38 protein-coding genes are annotated in these 17,790 nt (G+C 73.9%); 35 read left to right on the top strand and 3 right to left on the bottom strand.

The genetic code is table 11. The features are described from left to right. Positions 1-2: 2 nt before the first annotated feature. The 12 genes from MUK52_RS14100 to MUK52_RS14155 all read left to right on the top strand — a co-directional run bounded on the left by MUK52_RS14100 (position 3) and on the right by MUK52_RS14155 (position 5,222). Positions 3-1,001, top strand: a complete 999-nt coding sequence (locus tag MUK52_RS14100) for a recombinase RecT (protein WP_284576646.1) — start codon at positions 3-5, stop codon at positions 999-1,001. A gap of 103 nt (positions 1,002-1,104) precedes the next feature. Continuing rightward, the gene (locus tag MUK52_RS14105; RefSeq protein ID WP_284576648.1) at positions 1,105-1,341 is read left to right on the top strand and encodes a hypothetical protein; all 237 of its coding nucleotides are present in this window, start codon (positions 1,105-1,107) and stop codon (positions 1,339-1,341) included. A gap of 113 nt (positions 1,342-1,454) precedes the next feature. Continuing rightward, on the top strand, positions 1,455-2,048 hold the full coding sequence (locus MUK52_RS14110) for a hypothetical protein (protein ID WP_284576650.1): 594 nt from the start codon (positions 1,455-1,457) through the stop codon (positions 2,046-2,048). Then, the gene (locus MUK52_RS14115; protein WP_284576651.1) at positions 2,045-2,554 is read left to right on the top strand and encodes a RusA family crossover junction endodeoxyribonuclease; all 510 of its coding nucleotides are present in this window, start codon (positions 2,045-2,047) and stop codon (positions 2,552-2,554) included. Before MUK52_RS14110 ends, MUK52_RS14115 begins: the two co-directional genes overlap by 4 nt. Next, positions 2,551-2,907, top strand: a complete 357-nt coding sequence (locus tag MUK52_RS14120; RefSeq protein ID WP_284576652.1) for a hypothetical protein — start codon at positions 2,551-2,553, stop codon at positions 2,905-2,907. Before MUK52_RS14115 ends, MUK52_RS14120 begins: the two co-directional genes overlap by 4 nt. Further along, positions 2,904-3,098 (top strand): hypothetical protein, encoded by a 195-nt coding sequence (locus tag MUK52_RS14125; protein WP_284576654.1) that lies wholly within the window; start codon positions 2,904-2,906, stop codon positions 3,096-3,098. Before MUK52_RS14120 ends, MUK52_RS14125 begins: the two co-directional genes overlap by 4 nt. 86 nt (positions 3,099-3,184) lie before the next feature. Further along, positions 3,185-3,547: a WhiB family transcriptional regulator gene (locus tag MUK52_RS14130; protein ID WP_350205417.1), complete on the top strand. Its 363-nt coding sequence runs from the start codon at positions 3,185-3,187 to the stop codon at positions 3,545-3,547. After that, positions 3,534-3,761, top strand: coding sequence for a hypothetical protein (locus MUK52_RS14135; protein WP_284576656.1), 228 nt, complete (start codon positions 3,534-3,536; stop codon positions 3,759-3,761). Before MUK52_RS14130 ends, MUK52_RS14135 begins: the two co-directional genes overlap by 14 nt. A gap of 38 nt (positions 3,762-3,799) precedes the next feature. After that, positions 3,800-4,048 carry a helix-turn-helix domain-containing protein gene (locus tag MUK52_RS14140; RefSeq protein WP_284576658.1) on the top strand — a complete coding sequence of 83 codons (249 nt, stop codon included), beginning with the start codon at positions 3,800-3,802 and terminating at the stop codon, positions 4,046-4,048. Continuing rightward, positions 4,045-4,389, top strand: a complete 345-nt coding sequence (locus MUK52_RS14145) for a hypothetical protein (RefSeq protein ID WP_284576660.1) — start codon at positions 4,045-4,047, stop codon at positions 4,387-4,389. The genes MUK52_RS14140 and MUK52_RS14145 overlap by 4 nt, the downstream gene beginning before the upstream one ends. 36 nt (positions 4,390-4,425) lie before the next feature. Next, on the top strand, positions 4,426-4,671 hold the full coding sequence (locus MUK52_RS14150; protein ID WP_284576662.1) for a helix-turn-helix domain-containing protein: 246 nt from the start codon (positions 4,426-4,428) through the stop codon (positions 4,669-4,671). 68 nt (positions 4,672-4,739) lie between these two features. Then, entirely contained in the window at positions 4,740-5,222 is a 483-nt protein-coding gene (locus MUK52_RS14155) for a hypothetical protein (protein WP_284576664.1), read from the top strand. An 8-nt stretch (positions 5,223-5,230) separates the two neighbouring features. Here the strand turns inward: MUK52_RS14155 and MUK52_RS14160 are convergent, their stop codons facing one another. Beyond that, positions 5,231-5,683, bottom strand: a complete 453-nt coding sequence (locus tag MUK52_RS14160; RefSeq protein WP_284576666.1) for a GIY-YIG nuclease family protein — start codon at positions 5,681-5,683, stop codon at positions 5,231-5,233. Positions 5,684-5,698: 15 nt separating this feature from the next. Then, a complete protein-coding gene (locus tag MUK52_RS14165) occupies positions 5,699-5,932 on the bottom strand; it encodes a hypothetical protein (RefSeq protein WP_284576670.1) in 234 nt (77 codons plus the stop codon). A gap of 226 nt (positions 5,933-6,158) precedes the next feature. Between MUK52_RS14165 and MUK52_RS14170 the strand changes: the two genes are divergently transcribed. From MUK52_RS14170 to MUK52_RS14250, 17 genes are all read left to right on the top strand, one after another. Beyond that, positions 6,159-7,628: a hypothetical protein gene (locus tag MUK52_RS14170; RefSeq protein WP_284576672.1), complete on the top strand. Its 1,470-nt coding sequence runs from the start codon at positions 6,159-6,161 to the stop codon at positions 7,626-7,628. Further along, entirely contained in the window at positions 7,625-8,062 is a 438-nt protein-coding gene (locus MUK52_RS14175) for a hypothetical protein (protein WP_284576674.1), read from the top strand. Before MUK52_RS14170 ends, MUK52_RS14175 begins: the two co-directional genes overlap by 4 nt. A 1-nt stretch (position 8,063) precedes the next feature. Continuing rightward, positions 8,064-8,480, top strand: coding sequence for a hypothetical protein (locus tag MUK52_RS14180; protein ID WP_284576676.1), 417 nt, complete (start codon positions 8,064-8,066; stop codon positions 8,478-8,480). Next, a complete protein-coding gene (locus MUK52_RS14185; RefSeq protein ID WP_284576678.1) occupies positions 8,477-8,962 on the top strand; it encodes a DUF6011 domain-containing protein in 486 nt (161 codons plus the stop codon). The genes MUK52_RS14180 and MUK52_RS14185 overlap by 4 nt, the downstream gene beginning before the upstream one ends. Further along, a complete protein-coding gene (locus tag MUK52_RS14190; RefSeq protein WP_284576680.1) occupies positions 8,959-9,189 on the top strand; it encodes a hypothetical protein in 231 nt (76 codons plus the stop codon). The genes MUK52_RS14185 and MUK52_RS14190 overlap by 4 nt, the downstream gene beginning before the upstream one ends. Beyond that, positions 9,186-9,566: a hypothetical protein gene (locus tag MUK52_RS14195; RefSeq protein WP_284576683.1), complete on the top strand. Its 381-nt coding sequence runs from the start codon at positions 9,186-9,188 to the stop codon at positions 9,564-9,566. The genes MUK52_RS14190 and MUK52_RS14195 overlap by 4 nt, the downstream gene beginning before the upstream one ends. After that, the gene (locus MUK52_RS14200) at positions 9,563-9,778 is read left to right on the top strand and encodes a hypothetical protein (RefSeq protein ID WP_284576685.1); all 216 of its coding nucleotides are present in this window, start codon (positions 9,563-9,565) and stop codon (positions 9,776-9,778) included. The genes MUK52_RS14195 and MUK52_RS14200 overlap by 4 nt, the downstream gene beginning before the upstream one ends. Before the next feature lie 94 nt (positions 9,779-9,872). Beyond that, entirely contained in the window at positions 9,873-10,328 is a 456-nt protein-coding gene (locus MUK52_RS14205) for a hypothetical protein (RefSeq protein ID WP_284576687.1), read from the top strand. Continuing rightward, entirely contained in the window at positions 10,325-10,681 is a 357-nt protein-coding gene (locus MUK52_RS14210) for a hypothetical protein (RefSeq protein ID WP_284576690.1), read from the top strand. Before MUK52_RS14205 ends, MUK52_RS14210 begins: the two co-directional genes overlap by 4 nt. Further along, positions 10,678-10,944, top strand: a complete 267-nt coding sequence (locus MUK52_RS14215) for a hypothetical protein (protein WP_284576692.1) — start codon at positions 10,678-10,680, stop codon at positions 10,942-10,944. The genes MUK52_RS14210 and MUK52_RS14215 overlap by 4 nt, the downstream gene beginning before the upstream one ends. Positions 10,945-10,967: 23 nt before the next feature. Beyond that, entirely contained in the window at positions 10,968-11,390 is a 423-nt protein-coding gene (locus MUK52_RS14220) for a hypothetical protein (RefSeq protein WP_284576694.1), read from the top strand. An 83-nt stretch (positions 11,391-11,473) separates the two neighbouring features. Then, positions 11,474-11,983, top strand: coding sequence for a hypothetical protein (locus MUK52_RS14225; RefSeq protein WP_284576696.1), 510 nt, complete (start codon positions 11,474-11,476; stop codon positions 11,981-11,983). Continuing rightward, complete coding sequence (locus MUK52_RS14230) at positions 11,980-12,489, top strand: hypothetical protein (RefSeq protein WP_284576698.1); 510 nt, start codon at positions 11,980-11,982, stop codon at positions 12,487-12,489. The genes MUK52_RS14225 and MUK52_RS14230 overlap by 4 nt, the downstream gene beginning before the upstream one ends. Further along, positions 12,486-12,779 (top strand): hypothetical protein, encoded by a 294-nt coding sequence (locus tag MUK52_RS14235; RefSeq protein WP_284576701.1) that lies wholly within the window; start codon positions 12,486-12,488, stop codon positions 12,777-12,779. The genes MUK52_RS14230 and MUK52_RS14235 overlap by 4 nt, the downstream gene beginning before the upstream one ends. Continuing rightward, a complete protein-coding gene (locus MUK52_RS14240; protein ID WP_284576703.1) occupies positions 12,769-13,134 on the top strand; it encodes a hypothetical protein in 366 nt (121 codons plus the stop codon). The genes MUK52_RS14235 and MUK52_RS14240 overlap by 11 nt, the downstream gene beginning before the upstream one ends. Before the next feature lie 89 nt (positions 13,135-13,223). Further along, positions 13,224-13,775 (top strand): hypothetical protein, encoded by a 552-nt coding sequence (locus MUK52_RS14245; RefSeq protein WP_284576706.1) that lies wholly within the window; start codon positions 13,224-13,226, stop codon positions 13,773-13,775. A 14-nt stretch (positions 13,776-13,789) separates the two neighbouring features. Further along, positions 13,790-14,248 carry a hypothetical protein gene (locus MUK52_RS14250; protein ID WP_284576708.1) on the top strand — a complete coding sequence of 153 codons (459 nt, stop codon included), beginning with the start codon at positions 13,790-13,792 and terminating at the stop codon, positions 14,246-14,248. Positions 14,249-14,393: 145 nt separating this feature from the next. On the opposite strand, the gene MUK52_RS14255 is transcribed toward MUK52_RS14250, so the two are convergent. After that, positions 14,394-14,714: a hypothetical protein gene (locus tag MUK52_RS14255; RefSeq protein WP_284576710.1), complete on the bottom strand. Its 321-nt coding sequence runs from the start codon at positions 14,712-14,714 to the stop codon at positions 14,394-14,396. A 190-nt stretch (positions 14,715-14,904) separates the two neighbouring features. On the opposite strand from MUK52_RS14255, the gene MUK52_RS14260 reads away from it, so the two are divergent. From MUK52_RS14260 to MUK52_RS14285, 6 genes are all read left to right on the top strand, one after another. Further along, the gene (locus MUK52_RS14260) at positions 14,905-15,318 is read left to right on the top strand and encodes a hypothetical protein (RefSeq protein ID WP_284576712.1); all 414 of its coding nucleotides are present in this window, start codon (positions 14,905-14,907) and stop codon (positions 15,316-15,318) included. After that, positions 15,318-15,497, top strand: coding sequence for a hypothetical protein (locus MUK52_RS14265; RefSeq protein ID WP_284576714.1), 180 nt, complete (start codon positions 15,318-15,320; stop codon positions 15,495-15,497). The genes MUK52_RS14260 and MUK52_RS14265 overlap by 1 nt, the downstream gene beginning before the upstream one ends. Next, positions 15,494-15,628 carry a hypothetical protein gene (locus tag MUK52_RS14270; protein WP_284576716.1) on the top strand — a complete coding sequence of 45 codons (135 nt, stop codon included), beginning with the start codon at positions 15,494-15,496 and terminating at the stop codon, positions 15,626-15,628. The genes MUK52_RS14265 and MUK52_RS14270 overlap by 4 nt, the downstream gene beginning before the upstream one ends. A gap of 79 nt (positions 15,629-15,707) precedes the next feature. Then, the gene (locus MUK52_RS14275) at positions 15,708-15,893 is read left to right on the top strand and encodes a hypothetical protein (RefSeq protein WP_284576720.1); all 186 of its coding nucleotides are present in this window, start codon (positions 15,708-15,710) and stop codon (positions 15,891-15,893) included. A gap of 86 nt (positions 15,894-15,979) precedes the next feature. After that, positions 15,980-17,134 carry a hypothetical protein gene (locus MUK52_RS14280; RefSeq protein ID WP_284576722.1) on the top strand — a complete coding sequence of 385 codons (1,155 nt, stop codon included), beginning with the start codon at positions 15,980-15,982 and terminating at the stop codon, positions 17,132-17,134. Continuing rightward, the gene (locus MUK52_RS14285; protein ID WP_284576724.1) at positions 17,131-17,790 is read left to right on the top strand and encodes a nuclease-related domain-containing protein; all 660 of its coding nucleotides are present in this window, start codon (positions 17,131-17,133) and stop codon (positions 17,788-17,790) included. Before MUK52_RS14280 ends, MUK52_RS14285 begins: the two co-directional genes overlap by 4 nt.

Consider the following 17,790-nt stretch of genomic DNA (forward strand, 5'->3'; position numbering starts at 1 on the left):
CCATGGCTCTGAACACCTTGAAGGACCGCGTCCGCATGGCGACGGCGGAGAAGCCCGTGAAGGCGGCGGCCGTGCCGGCCGTGGTCGTCGAAGGGGCGACGGGCGAGGAGCTGCGCGCCGCCGAGCAGGCGGAGGGCGGCAAGGCGACCGACACCGTGATGGCGTGGCTGGAGCGGTACGGCGACGACTTCACGGCGGCGCTCCCCGCCCACGTCGACACCGGGTCGTTCATGGCGGCGGTGAGGGCGGCGCTGCCGGCACTCTCGCGGTGCACCCCGGCGTCGCTCCTCCAGGCGCTCCTGACCTGCGCGCGGTTCGGGCTGCTCCCGGACGGCAAGCACGCGGTCGTCAAGGCGGAGGGTGCGACGGCCGTCTTCATCCCGATGTACCAGGGGTACGTCGAGCTGATGTATCGGTCCGGGCGGGTGGGGTCGGTGCACGTCGGGCTGATCCACGAGCACGACGAGTGGTCGTTCGAGCCGACCGCGCCCGCGCCGCTGGACTTCACGCACAAGCCGCGCGTGGACCTGCCGAAGGCGGAGCGGGGGCCGGTGATCCTGGCGTACGCCTTCGCGTGGATGACGTCGGGCGCCCGGTCGGCGGTCGTGATGCTGTCCCGGGAGGACGCGGAGGCGATCCGCGACGAGTACAGCCAGGCGTACCGGCGTGCGGAGGACTCCGGCCGGGCGGATTCGTTCTGGCACCGGGACTTCAACGCCATGTGGTCCAAGAGCGCGTTGCGGCGGCTGCACAAGCTCGTGCCGATGTCGGCCGAGCTGGTCGCGCTCGCCCGCGTCGACGACGCCGGGGACGCCGGGCAGGTCCAGGTGATCCACGCGCCGACCGGCGACGGGGCGGAGCTCCTCGCGGAGGCCGACGAGGCGCACGAGCGCGCGGAGGACTCGCAGGCCCCGGAGGACGCCCGGGAGCGACCGGTGTCCCGGACGCGGCGCCAGCCGAAGCGGCAGTCCCGCGCTGAGCGGCGGGGGGCCCGCCGGTGATCTGGCCTCTGTGGCCGCTCGTTCCGGCCGTCGTCGTCTCGTACGACGGCGGCCGGTCCGCCTCCCGGCCCCTTCCCGGGGCCGGGCGCGGGGGGTGTGCCTGATGACGACGACTGTGCTCGTCCTCGCCGCCGTGCTGTGCGGCGTGGCCCTGGTGGCCCTGGCGGCCGTCCTGGAGCGGCGTTCCCGGCCGGGCCGGACCGCCGGGTTCCGGGTGGGGCCGCTGTGGGCCTGGTGCCCCGCTGAACGCGCGCTGATGCCGCATCGGGTCGATGCCGGCAGCCGCCGGTGCATCTCGTGCAAGACCTCGACCCCGACCAATCACCTGATGGAGGGCTGATGACCGAGACGTTCGGGCCGGAGTACGTCCGGCCTGCACAGAGGGACTGTCCGCGCTGTGCCTGCTGCACGGAGGTGCTGTGCGACCGGGGGCGGAACAGTCTCCACCGCTGCGTGGGGCTGACCCCGGAGGAGCACCGGGAGACCGTGCACGGGTGCCCGTGTTCGGCGGAGTCGACGCGGGGCACGGCGGCGTGGCGGATCGCGCAGGTGCGGGCGACGCGTCTGGCCCGTGAGCTGCCGCTGACCGGCGACGTCGAGGCGCTGCTCAGGTCGATGGCGGCCGGGGCGCGGGTCGAGGACCCCGACGGCCTGTTCCCGCAGTTGAAGGTCCGGGGGCTGGGTCAGCTGGTGCACGGTATGCCGGCCATCACGCCCCTGGGCCACACCTATCTCGCCGGGCGGGACGACGTCCGGTCGGTGACGGGGGTGCGGGTCGTCGACGTCGACATGCAGACGCGGACGGCCCGGGTCGAGGTCCCGGCATGGCGGCCGGACGAGACCGTGACGGTGCTCCTGGACCAGGTCCTCAGCGACACCAGGTTCCCGCCGGACCTCGTGGCCGGGCGGTGGTTCGAGGCGGAAGCGAACTATGAGGCGCCGAGCGCTGAGCGGCTCGTGCTGACGTACTTCCGGGCGGCCGTCCCGGCGGAGGCCGCCGCTGCCGACGTCGAGACCGACGACGGCGGCCCGGGTGGTTCGGAGTGAGCGCCGAGACGCTGACGGCGGGGAGCAGCCTGCTCCCCGCCGGGGGGCGCGAGTTGGACCGGGAGCGGGCGCGGCTGCTCGCCTCCGCCCTCGCCCCGGAGGCGACGGAAGGCAAGCTGATTTGGCTGCCGGGGGAACCGGCCACGAAGGCGCGGCCGCGGTTCGGTGCCGGTGGGCGGGCGTACAAGAGCGACGAGGACGAGCAGGCGGAGGCCGCTACCGGCTGGCTCCTCCGGCGCGCCTTCCGGCAGCCCTGGACCGGGAACCTGGCCCTGGGCGCCGTGTTCTTCCGGTCGGACCGGCGGCGCGTCGACGCGGACAACATGATCAAGCACATCTGTGACGCCGGTAACGGCATCGGCTGGGTGGACGACGCGCAGATCACGGCGGTGTACGGGGTCGTCGAGCTCGACGCCGTGGAGCCGCGGACGGTGCTGGTGGTCTGCCGGCACCGGTCGTCGCTGGACCGTACCGAGCTTCCGGCCCGGAAGGGCGGGCGGCGGTGACGGACGAGGACATGGCCGCGCTGGACGCGGCCGGTGGATCGCTGGAGCCGGGTGCCCCGGCCGTCCGGCGGGGCGGCCGTCGTCCGGCGGTCGGGGAGACCTGGCGGGACGCGGTCGACCGGCACACGGTCGCGGTCGAGGGCGGACACCTGCACTGGACGGGGGCGACCGGCGCGAACGGGACGCCGGTCGTCGCGGTCGGGGGTCAGGTCGAGACCGGTTACCGGCTGGCGTTCCGGTGGCATCACGGGCGGGAGCCGGTGGGGCAGGTCCGGCCGACGTGCGGCTACGGCGGGTGCATGACCGGGGGGCACCTCGCCGACCGGCAGCTCCGCGAGGAGAGGCGGGCGTGATGTGGCTGGACGTGCTCTTCGGCTACATCGCGGTCGTCGAGACGGTCACCGAGACCGCCGGGGTGTGGCTGCCGGTGGCGGGGGCGGCCGGGCTGGTGTGGGGGGTCCTCCCCCGGGGGGCGGGGCGTCCGGACGTGTCCGGACAGGGCCCGGACGAGTGGGCGGACATCGACGCCGAGGAGTCCGCATGAGGGGGCCTGACCTGCAAGGACAGCTGTCCGGACATGTCCGCTGGACGTGTCCGGACCTGTCCGGACACAACGACGAGGAGTCGCTTATGCCGCGCCCCAGCCGGTACGCGCCGGACAACCTGCCCCGGCCCCGGCACTGGATGGACGACGCCGTGTGCTCCGGCATGGAGACCGCGGTGTTCTTCCCGGTCGGCTCGAAGGGCGTCCCGGCGAAGGTGCACGCGGAGTACGCCAAGAGCTTCTGCAGGCGGTGCCCGGTCCGGTCGACGTGCCTCCAGCACGCGCTGACGTTCCGGGAGGAGTACGGGGTGTGGGGCGGGCTCGACGAGGACGAGCGCGCCGAGCTGCTGCGCGAGGCGCGGCGGGCGGCGGAGCGTCAGCGCCGCCAGGAGCGCGCCGCCCGGGAGAAGGCCGCCAGGGAGCTGGAGGCGGCCCATGCGGACGCGTAGCGCCATGCCGGCCGCCGTGGAGGTTCCGCCCGTGCTCCTGGACTGGCGCGCGGCCCGGCACTTCGCGGAGACCGCGCGGCCGTGCTGGCACTGCGGTGCCCCGACGCATCTCCGGGACGAGGACAAGCGGCCCGCCGACAAGGTGTGCGCCGAGCGCGCCCGCGCGGAGGTCCTCGCGGTCGTCGCGACGTACGGCGGACAGGGGCGGCTGTGACCGGCCCCGGCCCGCTCAACGAAAGAGAGGAAGACCTGATGACGGACGAGCAGAAGACCCCGGTGCGGCGCGGTCCGCGCGGCCCGCAGGAGCGGCGCCCGCGCCGCCGGGGCCAGGAGCGGGAGAAGCTCCGCAGCGACCTGGCGAAGGGGTACGACAGCGGGGCGTCGATCCGCATGTTGGCCGACGACTACGAGCTGTCGTTCGGGCTGACGCGGACGCTGCTCCTGGAGGCCGGGGTGACGCTCCGGACCCGGGCGCGCCGGTCGGGGGCGGTGGAGAAGTGAAGCCGCGCCCGGGTGTGACGGTCGGGGTCGTCGCCCTGGTCGTGCTGCTGCTCCTGGTCCTCGCGGCCGGGTGCGCGGCCGACCGGGATGACGACGGGTGCGGGTGGTTCGCGCTCGCCGCCGCGGCGAAGCCCGCACCGCCCCGCCCCGCCCCCGCTGCTCCTGCTGCTCCGGCTCCGGTGCGTAAGGCGCCGTCGCTGGACAAGCCGCCGGTCCGTAAGGCTCCGGCCACCCCGGCCGGTCCGGCTGTCGACCATGCCCCGGTCGTGCCGGCACCGGCCCCGACGAAGACGAAGCGGTCGCGCCTCGACGTCGACCTCGACGTCGACGTCTGCGACTGACCGACCCTCCCCACACTCACGAAGGACATCCCCCTCATGGCATACGCACCACAGACCGAGCCGCGGATCGCCCGCGACGGCAAGAAGTACCGGCCCCGGGTGAAGGGCGAGGCGCGGCGGCTGCTCGCGGAGGACTTGAAGGAGAGCTACCTGATCGGGTCGCCGATCCGGGAGCTGGCCGAGTCCCGCGACCTGGCGTTCGGCACGGTCCGCAAGCTCCTCGGCGAGGCCGAGACGCCCATGCGCCCGCGCGGTGACACCCGCCTGCCGTCCCCGTACTGACCCGCCCGTTCCAACCCGGGGGCCGGACCGCGCCGGTTCGGCCCCCGCCGTCCTTTCTGGAGCCCCTGTTGAGCATCGACCCCGCTACCCTGCCGCGCCTCTTCCACGGCGGTGTGTCCGGCCTCAAGCCGGGCGACCTGGTCGTCCCCGGTCATCACCGGACGGTCGACGGCTGCGCGGTCTGCGCGGCGCGTGCTGCCGGCCGTTTGCACGTGGTGCCCGGCGTGGGGGTGATCGACCCTCCGACCGGGCGCCCTGACCGGGTGTACGTCACCAGCGACCGGGAGTACGCCCGGTTCTACGCCTCGATGGCGGTCCTGGGCGACCTGTACACGGTCGAGCTGACGACCGGGGTCGAGGAGTCGACGGAAGACTTCTTCCCGACCTGGAGCGCGCCGTACGCGGTCGTGACGGGGGTCGTCAGCCGGGCCGTCCGGCTCACCGACAAGCAGCGCGGGACGCTCGTCCGGCGCTGGGGCGCACTCGAGCACGCCCGCCGTCGCGAGGCGTACGGCATCGGGGCCGCCCCCGACGAGGACGGCCCGCGGTGAGCCGGAGGTCAGCCCTGAGTCTGCTGACGCTCCGCTTCGGCTGCCTCCGCGACGTGCAGGGGGACGAAGGCCGCGATCGGTCGGCCACCGTTCGTGATGTACGTCGTGGCGCCCTGGATGCTTGCGTGGACGACGTCCGCGAGGCGAAGCCGGAGGGCGCTGACGGACACCTCCCGGCCCACCGGGAAGTCCTTGGCGAGGGTCTCCGGCGTCCCGGACCCGGCGCGGTTGTAGAGCGGCTCCTCGGTGCCGATGGCGAGCAGCTCGGCGCGCTCCGCCTCCGGGCGCGACGGGTGCCATTCCAGCGCCCGCTTCGTGACCAGCGGCCACCACGGGGCTGTGCCCTCGTGCTTCTTGAAGCGGGCGTCAGGGTCGGTCGTGATGCCGATGTACAGCAGCCGTCCCCCTGCGTCCGTGAGGCGGTACAGCGCCGTCCGGCGGTTCGGGTCGAGCTTGGCCACAGCGAACCTCCGGGGTCAGGTCTGCCGGCCGAGCGCCCTGACGGCTGCCTCGTAGAACTCCGGCGTGACGAGGCAGATCTTGCGGCGTCCGCGGACGGTCAGGGCGGTGACGAGGTCCCGTTCGCGGGCGTCCTCGATCAGCGTCGTGAGCTGGGCGCGGGCGTGGGTCAGCGGGAGCTCCTGGACGCCGTCCTCTGCGCGCTCCGGCTTGGGCGGGGCCTCGACGGTCCCCTTCTGGCTTGAAGGCATGACCAGAGTGTACCTAGTGATCAGAATTTAGCTAATGGTGAGACTTGCCAAAGATTAAAGATCACGTCATGATGATCCCCGAGTAGGCACGAAGTGCCTGGTCACAGGCTTACGCCTACCTCCCCCAACCACCCAGTAGAGAGCTGAGGCGCCCGTGAGGATCATTCGCTCACGCCTCACCTGCGACTACCTCCAGTTGCCGAACGCGACGGCGAGGGACAGCCGGTTGAGCCACATGGCTCGCGGCATCCTCGCCGAGCTGCTGAGTCGGCCGGACGGCTGGACCGCTACGGCGGACGACCTGTGGCGCGAGTCCGTGAAGCGACACGGCAAGGCGTCCCCCGGACGTCGGCAGTTCCGGGCCGCGTTCGCGGAGCTCAAGGTGCACGGCTACATGGGATCCATGCCGGCCCAGCTCGACGGCGGGCAGCTCGGAACCGTGCTGACAGTTCGGGACATTCCGGTCGTCACCGACGTACCGCACGCCGGTACGTCGGGCCGACCTGGGAAGACGGGTATCACCGCAGGTCAGACCGACGTACCGGCGTCTGGTACGTCGGAGCGACCTGGGCAAACGGACGTTTCCGCAGGTCAGACCGACGTACCACACGCTGGTACGTCTTATAGAAGACGGGAAGAAGAAAACGGGGAGAAGAAGAAAACGGGGGAGTCTTGGGCTGACGCCGTAGGCCAACCTGCAAGTGGCTTCGCGAGTGCGGGAAGCCGGTCCGGCGCGGCGAAGGCAAGCCAGCAGGACGAAGGCGGCTCCGCCGCGTCGGCGAAGACCTCCCCTCGCCCCAAGACGTTCAAGACCCGGCCCCGCCAGACCTCCCCGGGCTTCGACCTGGTCCGGGCCGCCATCCCGGCGGAGGTCGCCCGGCCCGGTACCCGGCTGTACCCCGGACTCCACCGCGCCATCGAGGACCTGCTGACCGGCAACCAGGCGGCCGGCATCCCCCGTCGCACCCCGGAGCAGGTCCTCGCCCGCCTCAACCGCCGCTGGTACGGCGAGAAGGCCGACGCCCGGTCGGCGCCCGGTTACCGCGGCTGCGAGCGGTGCACGTCCTCCGGCTGCCAGGCTCCGCGCCGGAGCCACGACAACCCTGACGGCTGCGACCGCATCCGGAACCGGAGCTCGTGGCTCGCCGCTGCTCTCCTGGCCCAGGACTGCGCCGACCCCGGGTGCGAGGACGGCCAGATCATCGACGGCGGAGCCTGCCCGCTCTGCGCCGAACGCGCCGCCGAGCAGCGGGCGATCACCGCCGCCGCCGAGAAGGCCGCCGCCCGCTGGAAGACCGACATCGCGGCCTCCCAGGACGCCGCCGCCGCCCGGTCCGTCGTCGACGCCTGGACCGCCCGCGAGAAGCAGGAAGACCACCGCTTCCGCTCCCAGCTCGCCGCCGCCGGCATGTACGGCTCGCTGCTGGACCACCGCGTCGAGCAGCACATGGCCGGATGGCGCGACCGGAACCCCCGGCCCAAGATCCCCGCCCAGGGAGCTCAGGCCCCGGTGCAAGGGGCGTTCCTCCTCGCCTGGCCCGAGTCCCCCGCCGGACAGACGGCAGGCCCTGAGAACGCCGCCCAGCTCCCCGCCCGCCGCAAGCGGACCGTCGTCTGCGACGGCTGCGACCAGGGCCACCGCACCGACCTGCCCGACACCCTGTGCCCCACCTGCCGCCAGGGAGCGACCGCATGAACCCCGACTACCTGCCGGCACTGGGCGCCTCGCTGCGCAACCTGGGCCAGTTCGCCGCCGCTCACGAGGTCGACGACCGCACCCTGGCCGACATCGCGGCCGAGCTCGACCGCGCCCGCGCCGCTGTCGCCGGAGCGCGCGGACAGCGCACCGCGAACCGGTGCGGCCGTCACCCCGGCGCCCCTGCTGACCCCACCTATCAGAACGGGTGCCTGTTCTGCGGCCCCGCCACCCGCCGACCGGCCACCCCGGTCCCCACCGACTTCACCCCCGGCGACGTCCTCCGGTTCTACGACGAGCACGGCCACGAAGCCGCTGCCGACAGGTTCGGCCCCCAGGCCGTGACCCGCGCCATCGCCCTCCGGAACCGCCACCCCTCGACCCGGCGCCCCGGACTCCCCGCCGCGCCGCCCACCGAAGAAAGCGAGTACTGACATGACCGACCACACCGACCTGCTGGGGCCGGACGAAGAGACCTTGTACGGCCCGATGTCGCTCGTGAAGCGACAGATCGCCGTGGCCCTGGAAGCTAAGGCCCGCGCGGTCACGACCAGCGAGGAGCTCCAGGACGTCCTCAATGACGTCCGGTGGCTGAACATCATCGCCCTCCGGGTCCTCGGCGCGGCCGTCATCTCCCGCGCCAGCGGCGGCGCTGACCCCGGTGCCGCCGGGTACGAGAGCCTCGAAGGACCGGCGATCGCGTACCTGGAAGACATCGCCCGCTGCGACCGGAGCCACGCGGGTGCACTCCTGCACTCCTTCCGGCTCCAGGACGCGGCCAGGCACGCGGCCGTGAGCGCTAGGCGCGACATCGAGCAGGCCGACGGCAAGCCCCTGGACGGCCCCCGGTGACCGACGTCTGGCCCGACATGACACCGATCCCGGAGGGCTATTACGCCATCCCGGACCCGGACGACCCGGCGACGATGACGTACTGGCGGCGCGCGATCAGCCCGAAGGCCAGCGTCCTCAAGGCGTGGCCCGCGAAGGCGTGGAACGGCCCGGCCGTCCCTCGTCGCGCGGACGTCCCGGAGGACCCGGCGGACCGCGCGGCCTTCGCCGCGGCCTGGACGGAGTCCCGCCGCGTCTACATGACGAAGGTCATCGACACGATCCTCGCCGAGCTCGACGACGCCCGCCGCCGCTTCTCGACCTTCGCCATCCGCTGCTGGTCCTGCGGCCGGACGCTCCGCGACGAGACGTCGAAGACGTACGGCATCGGGCCTGAGTGCCGGTCGGGCATGGACCCGGCCGCACTGGCCCGGTTCTGCGTGCCGGCAGTCGGCCGGATCCACGTCGAGCACCTCGCCACCGTCGAGGACGGCCCCCGGTGACCGGCGGCCCGCTCCCCAAGGGCGCGTTCACGGCCAGCCCGTGCCGCGCCTGCCGGACCCCGAAGCCGGTCCGCTGGTACCTCTGCGGCCCCTGCTGGGACGCCCTCCCGGCCGCCGCCCGCCGCGCCCTGAACAAGCGCGACGGCAAAGCCTTCATCCGCCTCCGCGAGCTCCACGCCCATGTGGACAGCGAGCAGCCCCTCGAAGAACTGGAGATCACCCCATGACCCTCACCGCCGACACCTGGAACTCCCGCCAGGAGATCGCCGAAGCCCTCGAAGCCGCGGGCTGGGTCGGCGACCCCGGCGACGAGCTCGGAGTCCTCCGCCACCCCTCCGGCGCCGTCTGGGCCGTCCTGAACGACTCCGGAGACTGCGGAGTCGACTGCCCGAACGGGTCCGTCATCGAATTCCCCTCCTCGACCCCGGACCCGGTCATCATCGCGACGGCGCTCGCCGCGTCCGGCCAGACCGACCCCGCCCGCATCGTCCGCCTGGAGGAGCGCGACGCCTGGCTGAGCTGCCTGGAGTCCGCCGGGCTGGACAACTGGCACGGCGTCGACGTCGCCCGCGAGCTCCGCGACCAGGAAGGTGCCGGCCGATGACCGCCCACCCCGCCGAGCTCGACGCGGAGGCCCGTACCGCGGCCGTCGTCCGGCTCTTCGCAGAGGTCGTCACCGCCCACGAGCGGAACGCCCTCACCCGCCTCGCGCTCCGTGCCGGCCTGATGTGGCGCTGCCACCGCTGCCGCGCGGACTACTACCCGACCACCGCCGCCTGCACCTGCGGAGCTCCCCGCCCCGACGGTCTTGCCTGACCCGAAGCCGACGACCGGCCACCCCCTCGCTTGACCCGAGGGGGCGGCCGGTCCCGGCCACCATCCCATCCCTGACCCGAAGGACACCACCACCATGGAAACCGACCCGGTCGAGACCGTCCTCCAGGCCGTCGCCCACGCCCTCCACGGCGACTACGACCACGCGCTGACCCTCATCCAGCCCCTCATCGACGAGGGCCCCGGCTCGACGTACGCGACGCTCTGCGTCCTCGCCCACGTCGCTTCCCGCCCCGCCCGCGAGCAGTACGGCCCCGGCCACATGTTCGCCGTCGACGTCCAGGGCCCCGACGGCCCCGGCTCCGTCGACGAGCTCCCCCCGGCCCTCCGCTTCGCCGCCCGCTTCATCGCCGCGAAGGCCAACGGCGACGACGACACCGCCATGGCCCTCTTCCACACCGTCGCCGAACACGCGGACACCCACTGCACCGGAGACCTGGCCGCCGCGATCAGCGTCGTCTTCGACATGGCGACCGCCGCCGCCGGACAGCTCGTCATCGCCCGCTTCCCCCAGACAGACGACCCGTCGTGACCCGCGCCCGCATCCTCGCCATCGTCGCCTACGCCCTCGCGTACACCGGGGCCGTCGTCGCCGCGACCGAAGCCCACGCCGACGGGCACACCGCGTACGCCGTCGCCCTGTTCGCCACGGCGGCCGGGCTGCTCCTCGCCATACGGCGCGAGCACCGGCACGCGGCCGACCTCATCCGGACCGCCGCCGCCTACCGCCACCACCAGCCCGTCGACCCCGACCACGACGCCGCCGTGGAGTACGCCACCGCCGTCCCCCCGGGCTGCCGCTGTGAGACCTGGTGGACCTCTCTCGGCGACCACCACCACCCCCGATGCCCCGCCCACATCCACATCTGGAGGGACCAGTCATGACCGGCCGCCAGCTCCCGCCCGACTGCCCGTGCCCCCGCGTCCGCCACGCCGACGGCTCCCCCCTCGTGATCCCGTCCGCCGACTGCCGGCACCACGGCGCGCACCTCCGCCCGCTGCCGCCCGCGACCGTCACCCCCATCCGCCCCGGCCTCGACCTGCCCGCGCTCGCCTCCGTCGTCTGCGACCAGGACCGCGGCGAGTCCCCGTTCGGGTGGAGCGACCCGGCCCCCGCCGACATGCCGGCCGCCCGCCCGGCACCCTGACCGACACGACGAAGGAGACCCGCGTGCACCTGCTCACCGCCGCCGACACCGACCGGCGCCACCCGTTCCGCCTGTCGGACCTGCCGTATGACGACCACTGGGAGGGCTACGTCCTGGGCCAGGACGACGTCCACCGCTTCCTGTGGATCTGGCAGGGCTTCAACATCCGCGTGATCGCCGTCCCGCACGGCGACACCACCGGCTATGACCACGCCTGGTGTTACCCCCGCGACCCGGCAGCGGTCGAGGCCGCGATCGAGCAGTGGGACCCGGACGTCGAGGACGAGCCCCTGGGGTGGCACAAGCGCGCCACCACCGAACCGCGCCGCGCCCCGCACCGCGACCGTGACCGCGCGTACAACCGGCCCCGCTGCCGGCACGGCGACTACATCCACGGCACATGCCGGACCACCAACTGCCCCGACGCCCCCGGCGGACGCCGCTGACCGGCCTCCCGGACCGCCTACCATCCTCTGTCCCCCGCAGCGCCCGCCGCGGGGGACAGCCGCGTTCCCGGGAGGACCCCAGCGTGACGATCACCGACACCACGGCCACCACCGTCCCCGACACCGCCGAGCCCCTGCCGGCATACACCGGAGCCGACACCGTGTGCGTGATGTGCTCGCACACCAGCGCCTTCACCCGCTACCAGGCGGAGCGCTTCCGCGTCCTCCGGGAGTTCAACGGCAAGGTCGAGCGGTACGCCCACCTCACCGCCCGCCTTGAGCGCCAGTGCCAGAACTGCGACTACCAGTGGGACGAGGCACTCAACCCGCCCGCCGTCCCGGCCGCCCCGGCCCCCCGCCCGCTCCTCGCCGTCCCGGCCGACGTCGCCACCCTCACCGACCCGGTGCGCACCGCCACCGTCCCCGTGGTCGTCACCGCCCCCGAGGACCGGCCCCAGCCGACCGTGGAGCACCTCCCCGCCCCGTCCAGTACCGTCGCGCCGGTCCCGCTCCACGAGAAGCCCCAGGCCCCCGCCACGGCCCCCGCCGGACCGACCAGCTTCGCCGCCCCCGACACCGGAGATGACGCATGATCCACACCAGCCACTTCCCGGTCGACGCCCTCCGGATCACCCCCACAGGCAGCGAGGCCCGACTCCTCAACCCCTGCCCGGTCGCCCTCGAACTCGCCCCGCACATCTCCGACGACATGACACGGCTGGAGCGGTACGACCTCACCCTGTCGGTCAACATCGCCCCCGACCACCTCAACGACGACAGCCTCCGCGAAGCCCTCGCCCCCGTCCTCGCCCCTCTGACCGAGATCCCCACCGGCAGCCCGTGGCAGATCGAGACATGGACCGCCACCGCCGGCACGGAAATCCCCTGGCAGAAGACGACCCTGGCCCGCGTCGACCAGGTCGACACCGGGGCCCTGCACCTCGAACTCGTCGAGCCGGAGGAGACCGACGACTTCGCCCCGTACGTCCGCGTGACGTTCCTCCGCGCCGTCGCCCGCCCCGGCGAAGACGGCCACTTCTACCGGGTGAAGTTCGGCGCCGACGACCTCGCGCCCCCGTCAACCATGGCCGACGCATGAGCACCCCCGGACACACCCCGGACACGTCCGGACAGCGTCCGGACAACCACGGCGGACACGTCCGGACACCGATCCTCGTCGGCGAGACGATCGACTGCGGACCCCTCCCCACCAGGCCGGACACCGTCCGGACACGTCCGGACACCGACCCCCCGGACACGTCCGGACGCGTCCGGGTCGAGTACCGCGCCCGCGTCCCCCGCCACCTCATGGCCGCCGCCTTCGCCGAAGCCCTCGACCTCATCGCCCGCGAGACCCGCACCCCACAGGAAGACCTCGATGACGCCTGACCAGGCCCACGCCCGCGCCGCCCTCATCCTCATCCGCCGACTCGTCCAGAACCACGGGCTCACCGTCGAGGAAGCCGTCACCGCCGTCGCCCAGCGCCGCCGGGGCGAGACCGGCCCCCACACCCAGCTCGTCGCCCGCGAAGCGACCGCCGTCGTCCGCGAGGCCGCCGCCCCGATCCGCGCCGCCCTGGAAGCCCTCCGCCCCGCCTTCGCCGCGGCGACCGCCGCCATGGCCGAGCTCGCCCGCGCCCTCCGCGCCGCCATTCCCTCCCAGCCCGCTGCCAGCACCCACCGCGACCGGCCGGCATGGGCCACCCCCTACGGGCCCCCGCCCCGCCAGCGCCGGTTTCAGTGACCCGCCTCACCCACGCACCGCCCACCCGTGGGCACACCGCCCCCGCCCGCCCGGCCACCATGAACGCCAGCACCGCAAGGAACCGCCCCGTGGACGATGACGACGACGTCGAGACCAGCCCGACCCTCTACCGCCCCGCCACCGCCATCCGCGTCACCCCCTACACCGACACCGGCGCCCCCGACCTCGACCGCGCCGTCCGCTTCCGCTTCGACGACCACCCCCTCACCGCCACGTACGCCTACCGCCGCCGCCTCCCCCCACTCACCGCACCCCCCTTCACCCACCCCGAGACCCTCCCTGCCCTCGTCGGCTTCACCGCCCCCCGCGACCACCCCGACCCCGACACCCTCGACGCCCTGACCGCCCACTTCCGCACCCTCGACGCCTACGCGACCGTGGACACCTGGAGCCCCGACGGCAACGGCTCCTGGCTCTACACCCTCATCACCTGCTGGCAGCACGTCACCGAAGACTCCTGGCCCGACCTCGACCCCGGCACGCCCCACCGCCTGATCGCCATCGGCAAGGCCCTGCCGGCACCCCGCCCCTACCCCTGGCCCGCCCCCGTCGAGTGGGGCATCCAGGCCGGGCACGCCGTCGTCCTCGCCGCCGAGCACGTACCCGACCCACCCACCTGAGGAGAACCCCGCCCATGCCCGCGCACCCCGGCACCCGCTTCGCCGCCGCCTACGCCGCACTCACCGCCGCCCACGAGGTCGGCGACTACCTCGTCCAGCGCGACACCGACGCCGCGGCCAAGGGCCACCCCGGCCACGAAGGCGCCGCCGCCTGCGCCCGACACGTCCTCTCGTACACCGCCACCCAGGCCGCCGCCCTCTGGGCCGCCAACCGCGCCTTCGGTCTCGGCATCCGCCCCGGCCGCGCTGCCACCGCCCTCGCCCTCTCCGCCGCCACCCACTACCTCGCCGACCGCTGCGCCGGACGCTGGGCCGAGACCGGCGACGACGCCCCGCTCCTCGTCCGCGCCGCCCACGCCACCGGCAAGGGCCCATGGCTCACCCGGGACCGCGGTGCCGGCCCGCTCCTCGACCAGGCATGGCACAAGGGATGGATCGCCCTCGCCGCCGCCGTCACTGCGGGACAGCCCTGACCAGCCCGGACACCGTCCGGACACCCCGCCGGACACTGTCCGGACACGACGAAGCCCCTCCCGCCGGGAGGGGCTTTGTGGCGTGCACCGTTCGCCGCGGCTCAGGCTACCGGCGCCACCGATAAACGGCTGATGAACACGCAGCTCACGAGGTGCCGGCATCGCCCTCCGTGTCCGCCTTCGCCTTGGGCCGCTTCGTGACGCCCGCGATGATCTCCCGGACCCGGCCGAAGCTGATCCCGGTCTCGGCTGAGATCTTCCGCAGCGACTTGCCGTCGTCCTGCATCTCCTGGAGCGCCGCCTGCCGCATGGCCCGCACCTTGCTGTGAACGTCCGGCCACTGTTCGAGCAGCTCCGTCAGGCGCTTCACCCGCTCCGCGGCTGGCTGGTCCGCCGCGCCGAGTGTGTCGATGGAGTCGAGCACCCGCTTCACCTCCTGGTCTAGCTGAGCGTCTTCGTCGCCCACGTTCACCCCTTCGGAACCCGGACGGCCCCGACGACACGCCGTGTGGGGTACCCCCCACGAGAATTGTTGTGTAGGGTACCCCGCACGGGAGGCAATCGGGAACCGCCTCTCTACGCGAACGGCCCCCGGTCGGGGCCTCAGAAACGCCGACCGGGGGCCACGCCAGACCTGACACGACAGGAGCTGACGCATGGCACAGCGTACTGATCTGAAAGTCGTCGACGAAGGGGCCCACGCGGTTCTCCTCGCCGTCGCCGACCACTTCACGGCCACGCACCCCACCGACGTCCTTGAGCAGCACTCGCTGCTCATCGCGTTCGGCGCGGAGGCGTACAAGCTCACCGACCGCAGCCTGACCGGCGGCGCCACCGAGCTCGCCCGTACCGCCCTCGCGCTCGCCCCGGCCCCGGCCGACGACGTCACGCGCGGCGAGTACGCCCTGATCCTCCGCCGCACCGTCGCGGAGGCCGGGCACGACTGGCCCGACGGCGAGAACGACCCGGCCATCCCGCGCATCACCGGTATCCCCGGTCCGCGCACGGAGCCGACCCCGGTCGCCGTCCCCCGGCCGCGCCCGGAGCAGCAGAAGGGCGGTGCCGCCTGATGGCCGCTCCCGTCTGCTGCGGACGCCCGATGCGCCGCGACGGCGCACAGCTCGTGTGCCGGAAGTGCAAGAGCTGGACCCAGCCCGGCGTACTCGCCCACCACTCCGGCGACTCCGACCCCGACCCCGACGAGGCCCTGCGCCGCGTCCTCGCGCACGAGAGGCGGATGGGCCGATGACCGAGCAGGAGAAGGCCGCCGCCGCCTACAAGGCCGGAGCCGCCCAGCGCGACCCGCAGGCCGTCCGCGACGCCAACGCCAACGCCAAGGCCAGCGGCAACCAGGCCGCCGGACGGGGTGGTTCCCGATGACCGAAACCGAGCGCGACGCGATGCTCAAGAAGCTCCGCGAGACGAACAACCGGTCGAGCAACGGCGGAGGTGCTGGCAAGTGAGCGCCTTCGACTGGCTCAAGGGCGGCAACGACCGCGCCCTGGCCGACGGCCGGTATGCCGGCCGCGAGTCCGCCACCGACCGGGCCGCCCGCCTCCGCCGCGAGGGCCACCGCGCCCGCGTGTTCCGCGACGGCGACGCCGCCGGAACCGAGCCCCGCCGACGACGGATCGGCAGGGCCTAGCCCACAGACCGGGCCGGACCCGTCCCCCCATTCCTCCGGGGGCGGGTCCGGCCTGTACGTGCGTGACACCCAGAGAGGAAACCCCGATGGACGACCCCACCCAGCACCGGATCCCCGGCGTGAGGTACCGCACCGAGACCCGATACCGGCCCGTCACTGCCCACGTCTTCGGCGACGAGGTCACCGAACAGGAGCCGTACGACGTCGACGTCCCCGTACCGCCCCGGGACTGGGACCGGATCCTGTTCCGGTTCGTCCTCGCCGTCGCGATCCTCTCCACCGTCATCGCGGCCGTCTGGTCCACCGCCGCCATCGGCACCCTCCTGGAGCTCGTCGTCACCGCGACGATCGCGTACGCCGCCGCGTCCCTCTTCGAAATGGTCTGGATCGTCTGCCTCGCCGCTGAGCGACTGCTGCAGACGACCCCGGACCGCGCCCGGCCCGTCCGCGTCATCGGCTGGATCGCGCTCCTCGTCGTCGCCGCCTGCGTGATCGTCCACGGCTTCCACAAGGGCGAGCCCGCTGCCGGCATCGTCGGCGGAGCCGTGTCCCTCATGGCCAAGGGCTCGTGGTGGGTCGTCTTCCAGGTGAAGAACGTCCGCCTCCGCCCCCGCGTCGCCCACTGGCTCCAGCGCCGCGTCGAGGAGACCGCGGCGGAGGAGTACCTCCTGGCCGCGCGCCAGCAGCTCGGTGGCCGCTCCGCCTACAACGCGGCCGTGTACGGCCCGGCTGAGGCGCAGGCCGCGCGCGCCGCCGTCCTCGCGTCCCGCGACGCCGAGCAGCCCCCCGCCCTCCCCGCCCAGGCCCCGGCCGCCCCGGCCGCCGTGGCGCCGCCTGCCGCCCCCGTGGCGGCCCCGGCAGCGCCGCCCGCCCCTCCGGCCCCGGCGCCTGCTCCGGCCGCCCATGTCGCCGCTCCAGTCGCTCCAGTCGCTCCGGTCGCTCCGGTCGCTCCCGCCGTGGCGCCCCCGGCCGCTCCTGCGGCGGCACTCGAGAACCCGGTCCCTCCGGTCCCTCCCGCCGACCCCGCCCAGCCCGCCCCCCCGGCGGAGCAGCAGGTCACCGAGATCACCCGCCCCAGCATCGCCGCCGTCTGCCGGCAGGAGATCGGCGCCAACCCGAAGGTGACCGACGCCGAGCTGGTCGACGCCGTCCGTAAGGCCGGACACCCCGACAAGCCCAACCTCCCCGACACCGTCCGGCGCAGCGCGCTCCGGATCGACCCCACCCGAAAGGCGTCATGACCCTCGCCCTCGTCCTCGTCGTGGCCGCCGCCGTCGCCTGGTACCTCCAGGCGCGGCGGGGGCCCGGCGCGGGCGCCTCCGCCGCCGCCGAAGCCCGCCGCCTCCGCAGCCCCCTGGTACGCCTCGCCGACCTGATGGGCGTCGAGACCGCCCGCGGCCGCCGCGCGGACCAGTGGACCGCCGGGGCGGTGGGGGAGCGGACCACCGCCGCCCGCCTCGCCCCCCTCACCCGGGAGGGCTGGACCGTCCTCCACGACCGCGCCCTCCCCACCGGCCGCGCGAACCTCGACCACCTCCTGATCAGCCCGGCCGGGGTGGTCGTCGTCGGCGACACCAAGCGCTGGTCCGCCCGCTACCCGCTCACCGTCCGGAACGGCCGCCTCATGCACGGCGACCACGACGTCACCGACCGGCTGCGCGGCCTCCGCCACGAGACCCGCACCGTCGCCAAGACCCTCGACTGCCCGGCCATCCCGCTCGTCTTCATGGACGGCCCGCCGATCCCGGCCGGTCAGCTCCTCTTCGACGGCATCCGCATCGTGCCGGCCGACCAGGCCATCACCGCCCTCCGCGCCATCGCCCGCCGCCACCGTGCACGCGGCGCCCACCCCGGCCGCCGCGCCGCCGCCCTCTTCCCGCCCTACCGAAGGACCTGA

The organism is Streptomyces sp. 2P-4 (genome assembly GCF_030167965.1).
GTDB lineage: Bacteria > Actinomycetota > Actinomycetes > Streptomycetales > Streptomycetaceae > Streptomyces > Streptomyces globosus_A.

Bases quoted from the DNA above. Each gene is read 5' to 3' on its own strand.
- MUK52_RS14175 (WP_284576674.1), top strand. From the start codon at position 7,625: ATGAACCCCGACTACCTGCCGGCACTGGGCGCCTCGCTGCGCAACCTG.
- MUK52_RS14200 (WP_284576685.1), top strand. From the start codon at position 9,563: ATGACCGCCCACCCCGCCGAGCTCGACGCGGAGGCCCGTACCGCGGCC.
- MUK52_RS14265 (WP_284576714.1), top strand. From the start codon at position 15,318: ATGGCCGCTCCCGTCTGCTGCGGACGCCCGATGCGCCGCGACGGCGCA.
- MUK52_RS14270 (WP_284576716.1), top strand. From the start codon at position 15,494: ATGACCGAGCAGGAGAAGGCCGCCGCCGCCTACAAGGCCGGAGCCGCC.
- MUK52_RS14235 (WP_284576701.1), top strand. From the start codon at position 12,486: ATGAGCACCCCCGGACACACCCCGGACACGTCCGGACAGCGTCCGGAC.
- MUK52_RS14280 (WP_284576722.1), top strand. From the start codon at position 15,980: ATGGACGACCCCACCCAGCACCGGATCCCCGGCGTGAGGTACCGCACC.
- MUK52_RS14130 (WP_350205417.1), top strand. From the start codon at position 3,185: ATGCCGCGCCCCAGCCGGTACGCGCCGGACAACCTGCCCCGGCCCCGG.
- MUK52_RS14100 (WP_284576646.1), top strand. From the start codon at position 3: ATGGCTCTGAACACCTTGAAGGACCGCGTCCGCATGGCGACGGCGGAG.
- MUK52_RS14285 (WP_284576724.1), top strand. From the start codon at position 17,131: ATGACCCTCGCCCTCGTCCTCGTCGTGGCCGCCGCCGTCGCCTGGTAC.
- MUK52_RS14260 (WP_284576712.1), top strand. From the start codon at position 14,905: ATGGCACAGCGTACTGATCTGAAAGTCGTCGACGAAGGGGCCCACGCG.
- MUK52_RS14240 (WP_284576703.1), top strand. From the start codon at position 12,769: ATGACGCCTGACCAGGCCCACGCCCGCGCCGCCCTCATCCTCATCCGC.
- MUK52_RS14205 (WP_284576687.1), top strand. From the start codon at position 9,873: ATGGAAACCGACCCGGTCGAGACCGTCCTCCAGGCCGTCGCCCACGCC.
- MUK52_RS14215 (WP_284576692.1), top strand. From the start codon at position 10,678: ATGACCGGCCGCCAGCTCCCGCCCGACTGCCCGTGCCCCCGCGTCCGC.
- MUK52_RS14180 (WP_284576676.1), top strand. From the start codon at position 8,064: ATGACCGACCACACCGACCTGCTGGGGCCGGACGAAGAGACCTTGTAC.
- MUK52_RS14230 (WP_284576698.1), top strand. From the start codon at position 11,980: ATGATCCACACCAGCCACTTCCCGGTCGACGCCCTCCGGATCACCCCC.
- MUK52_RS14195 (WP_284576683.1), top strand. From the start codon at position 9,186: ATGACCCTCACCGCCGACACCTGGAACTCCCGCCAGGAGATCGCCGAA.
- MUK52_RS14165 (WP_284576670.1), bottom strand. From the start codon at position 5,932: ATGCCTTCAAGCCAGAAGGGGACCGTCGAGGCCCCGCCCAAGCCGGAG.
- MUK52_RS14140 (WP_284576658.1), top strand. From the start codon at position 3,800: ATGACGGACGAGCAGAAGACCCCGGTGCGGCGCGGTCCGCGCGGCCCG.
- MUK52_RS14150 (WP_284576662.1), top strand. From the start codon at position 4,426: ATGGCATACGCACCACAGACCGAGCCGCGGATCGCCCGCGACGGCAAG.
- MUK52_RS14135 (WP_284576656.1), top strand. From the start codon at position 3,534: ATGCGGACGCGTAGCGCCATGCCGGCCGCCGTGGAGGTTCCGCCCGTG.
- MUK52_RS14105 (WP_284576648.1), top strand. From the start codon at position 1,105: ATGACGACGACTGTGCTCGTCCTCGCCGCCGTGCTGTGCGGCGTGGCC.
- MUK52_RS14250 (WP_284576708.1), top strand. From the start codon at position 13,790: ATGCCCGCGCACCCCGGCACCCGCTTCGCCGCCGCCTACGCCGCACTC.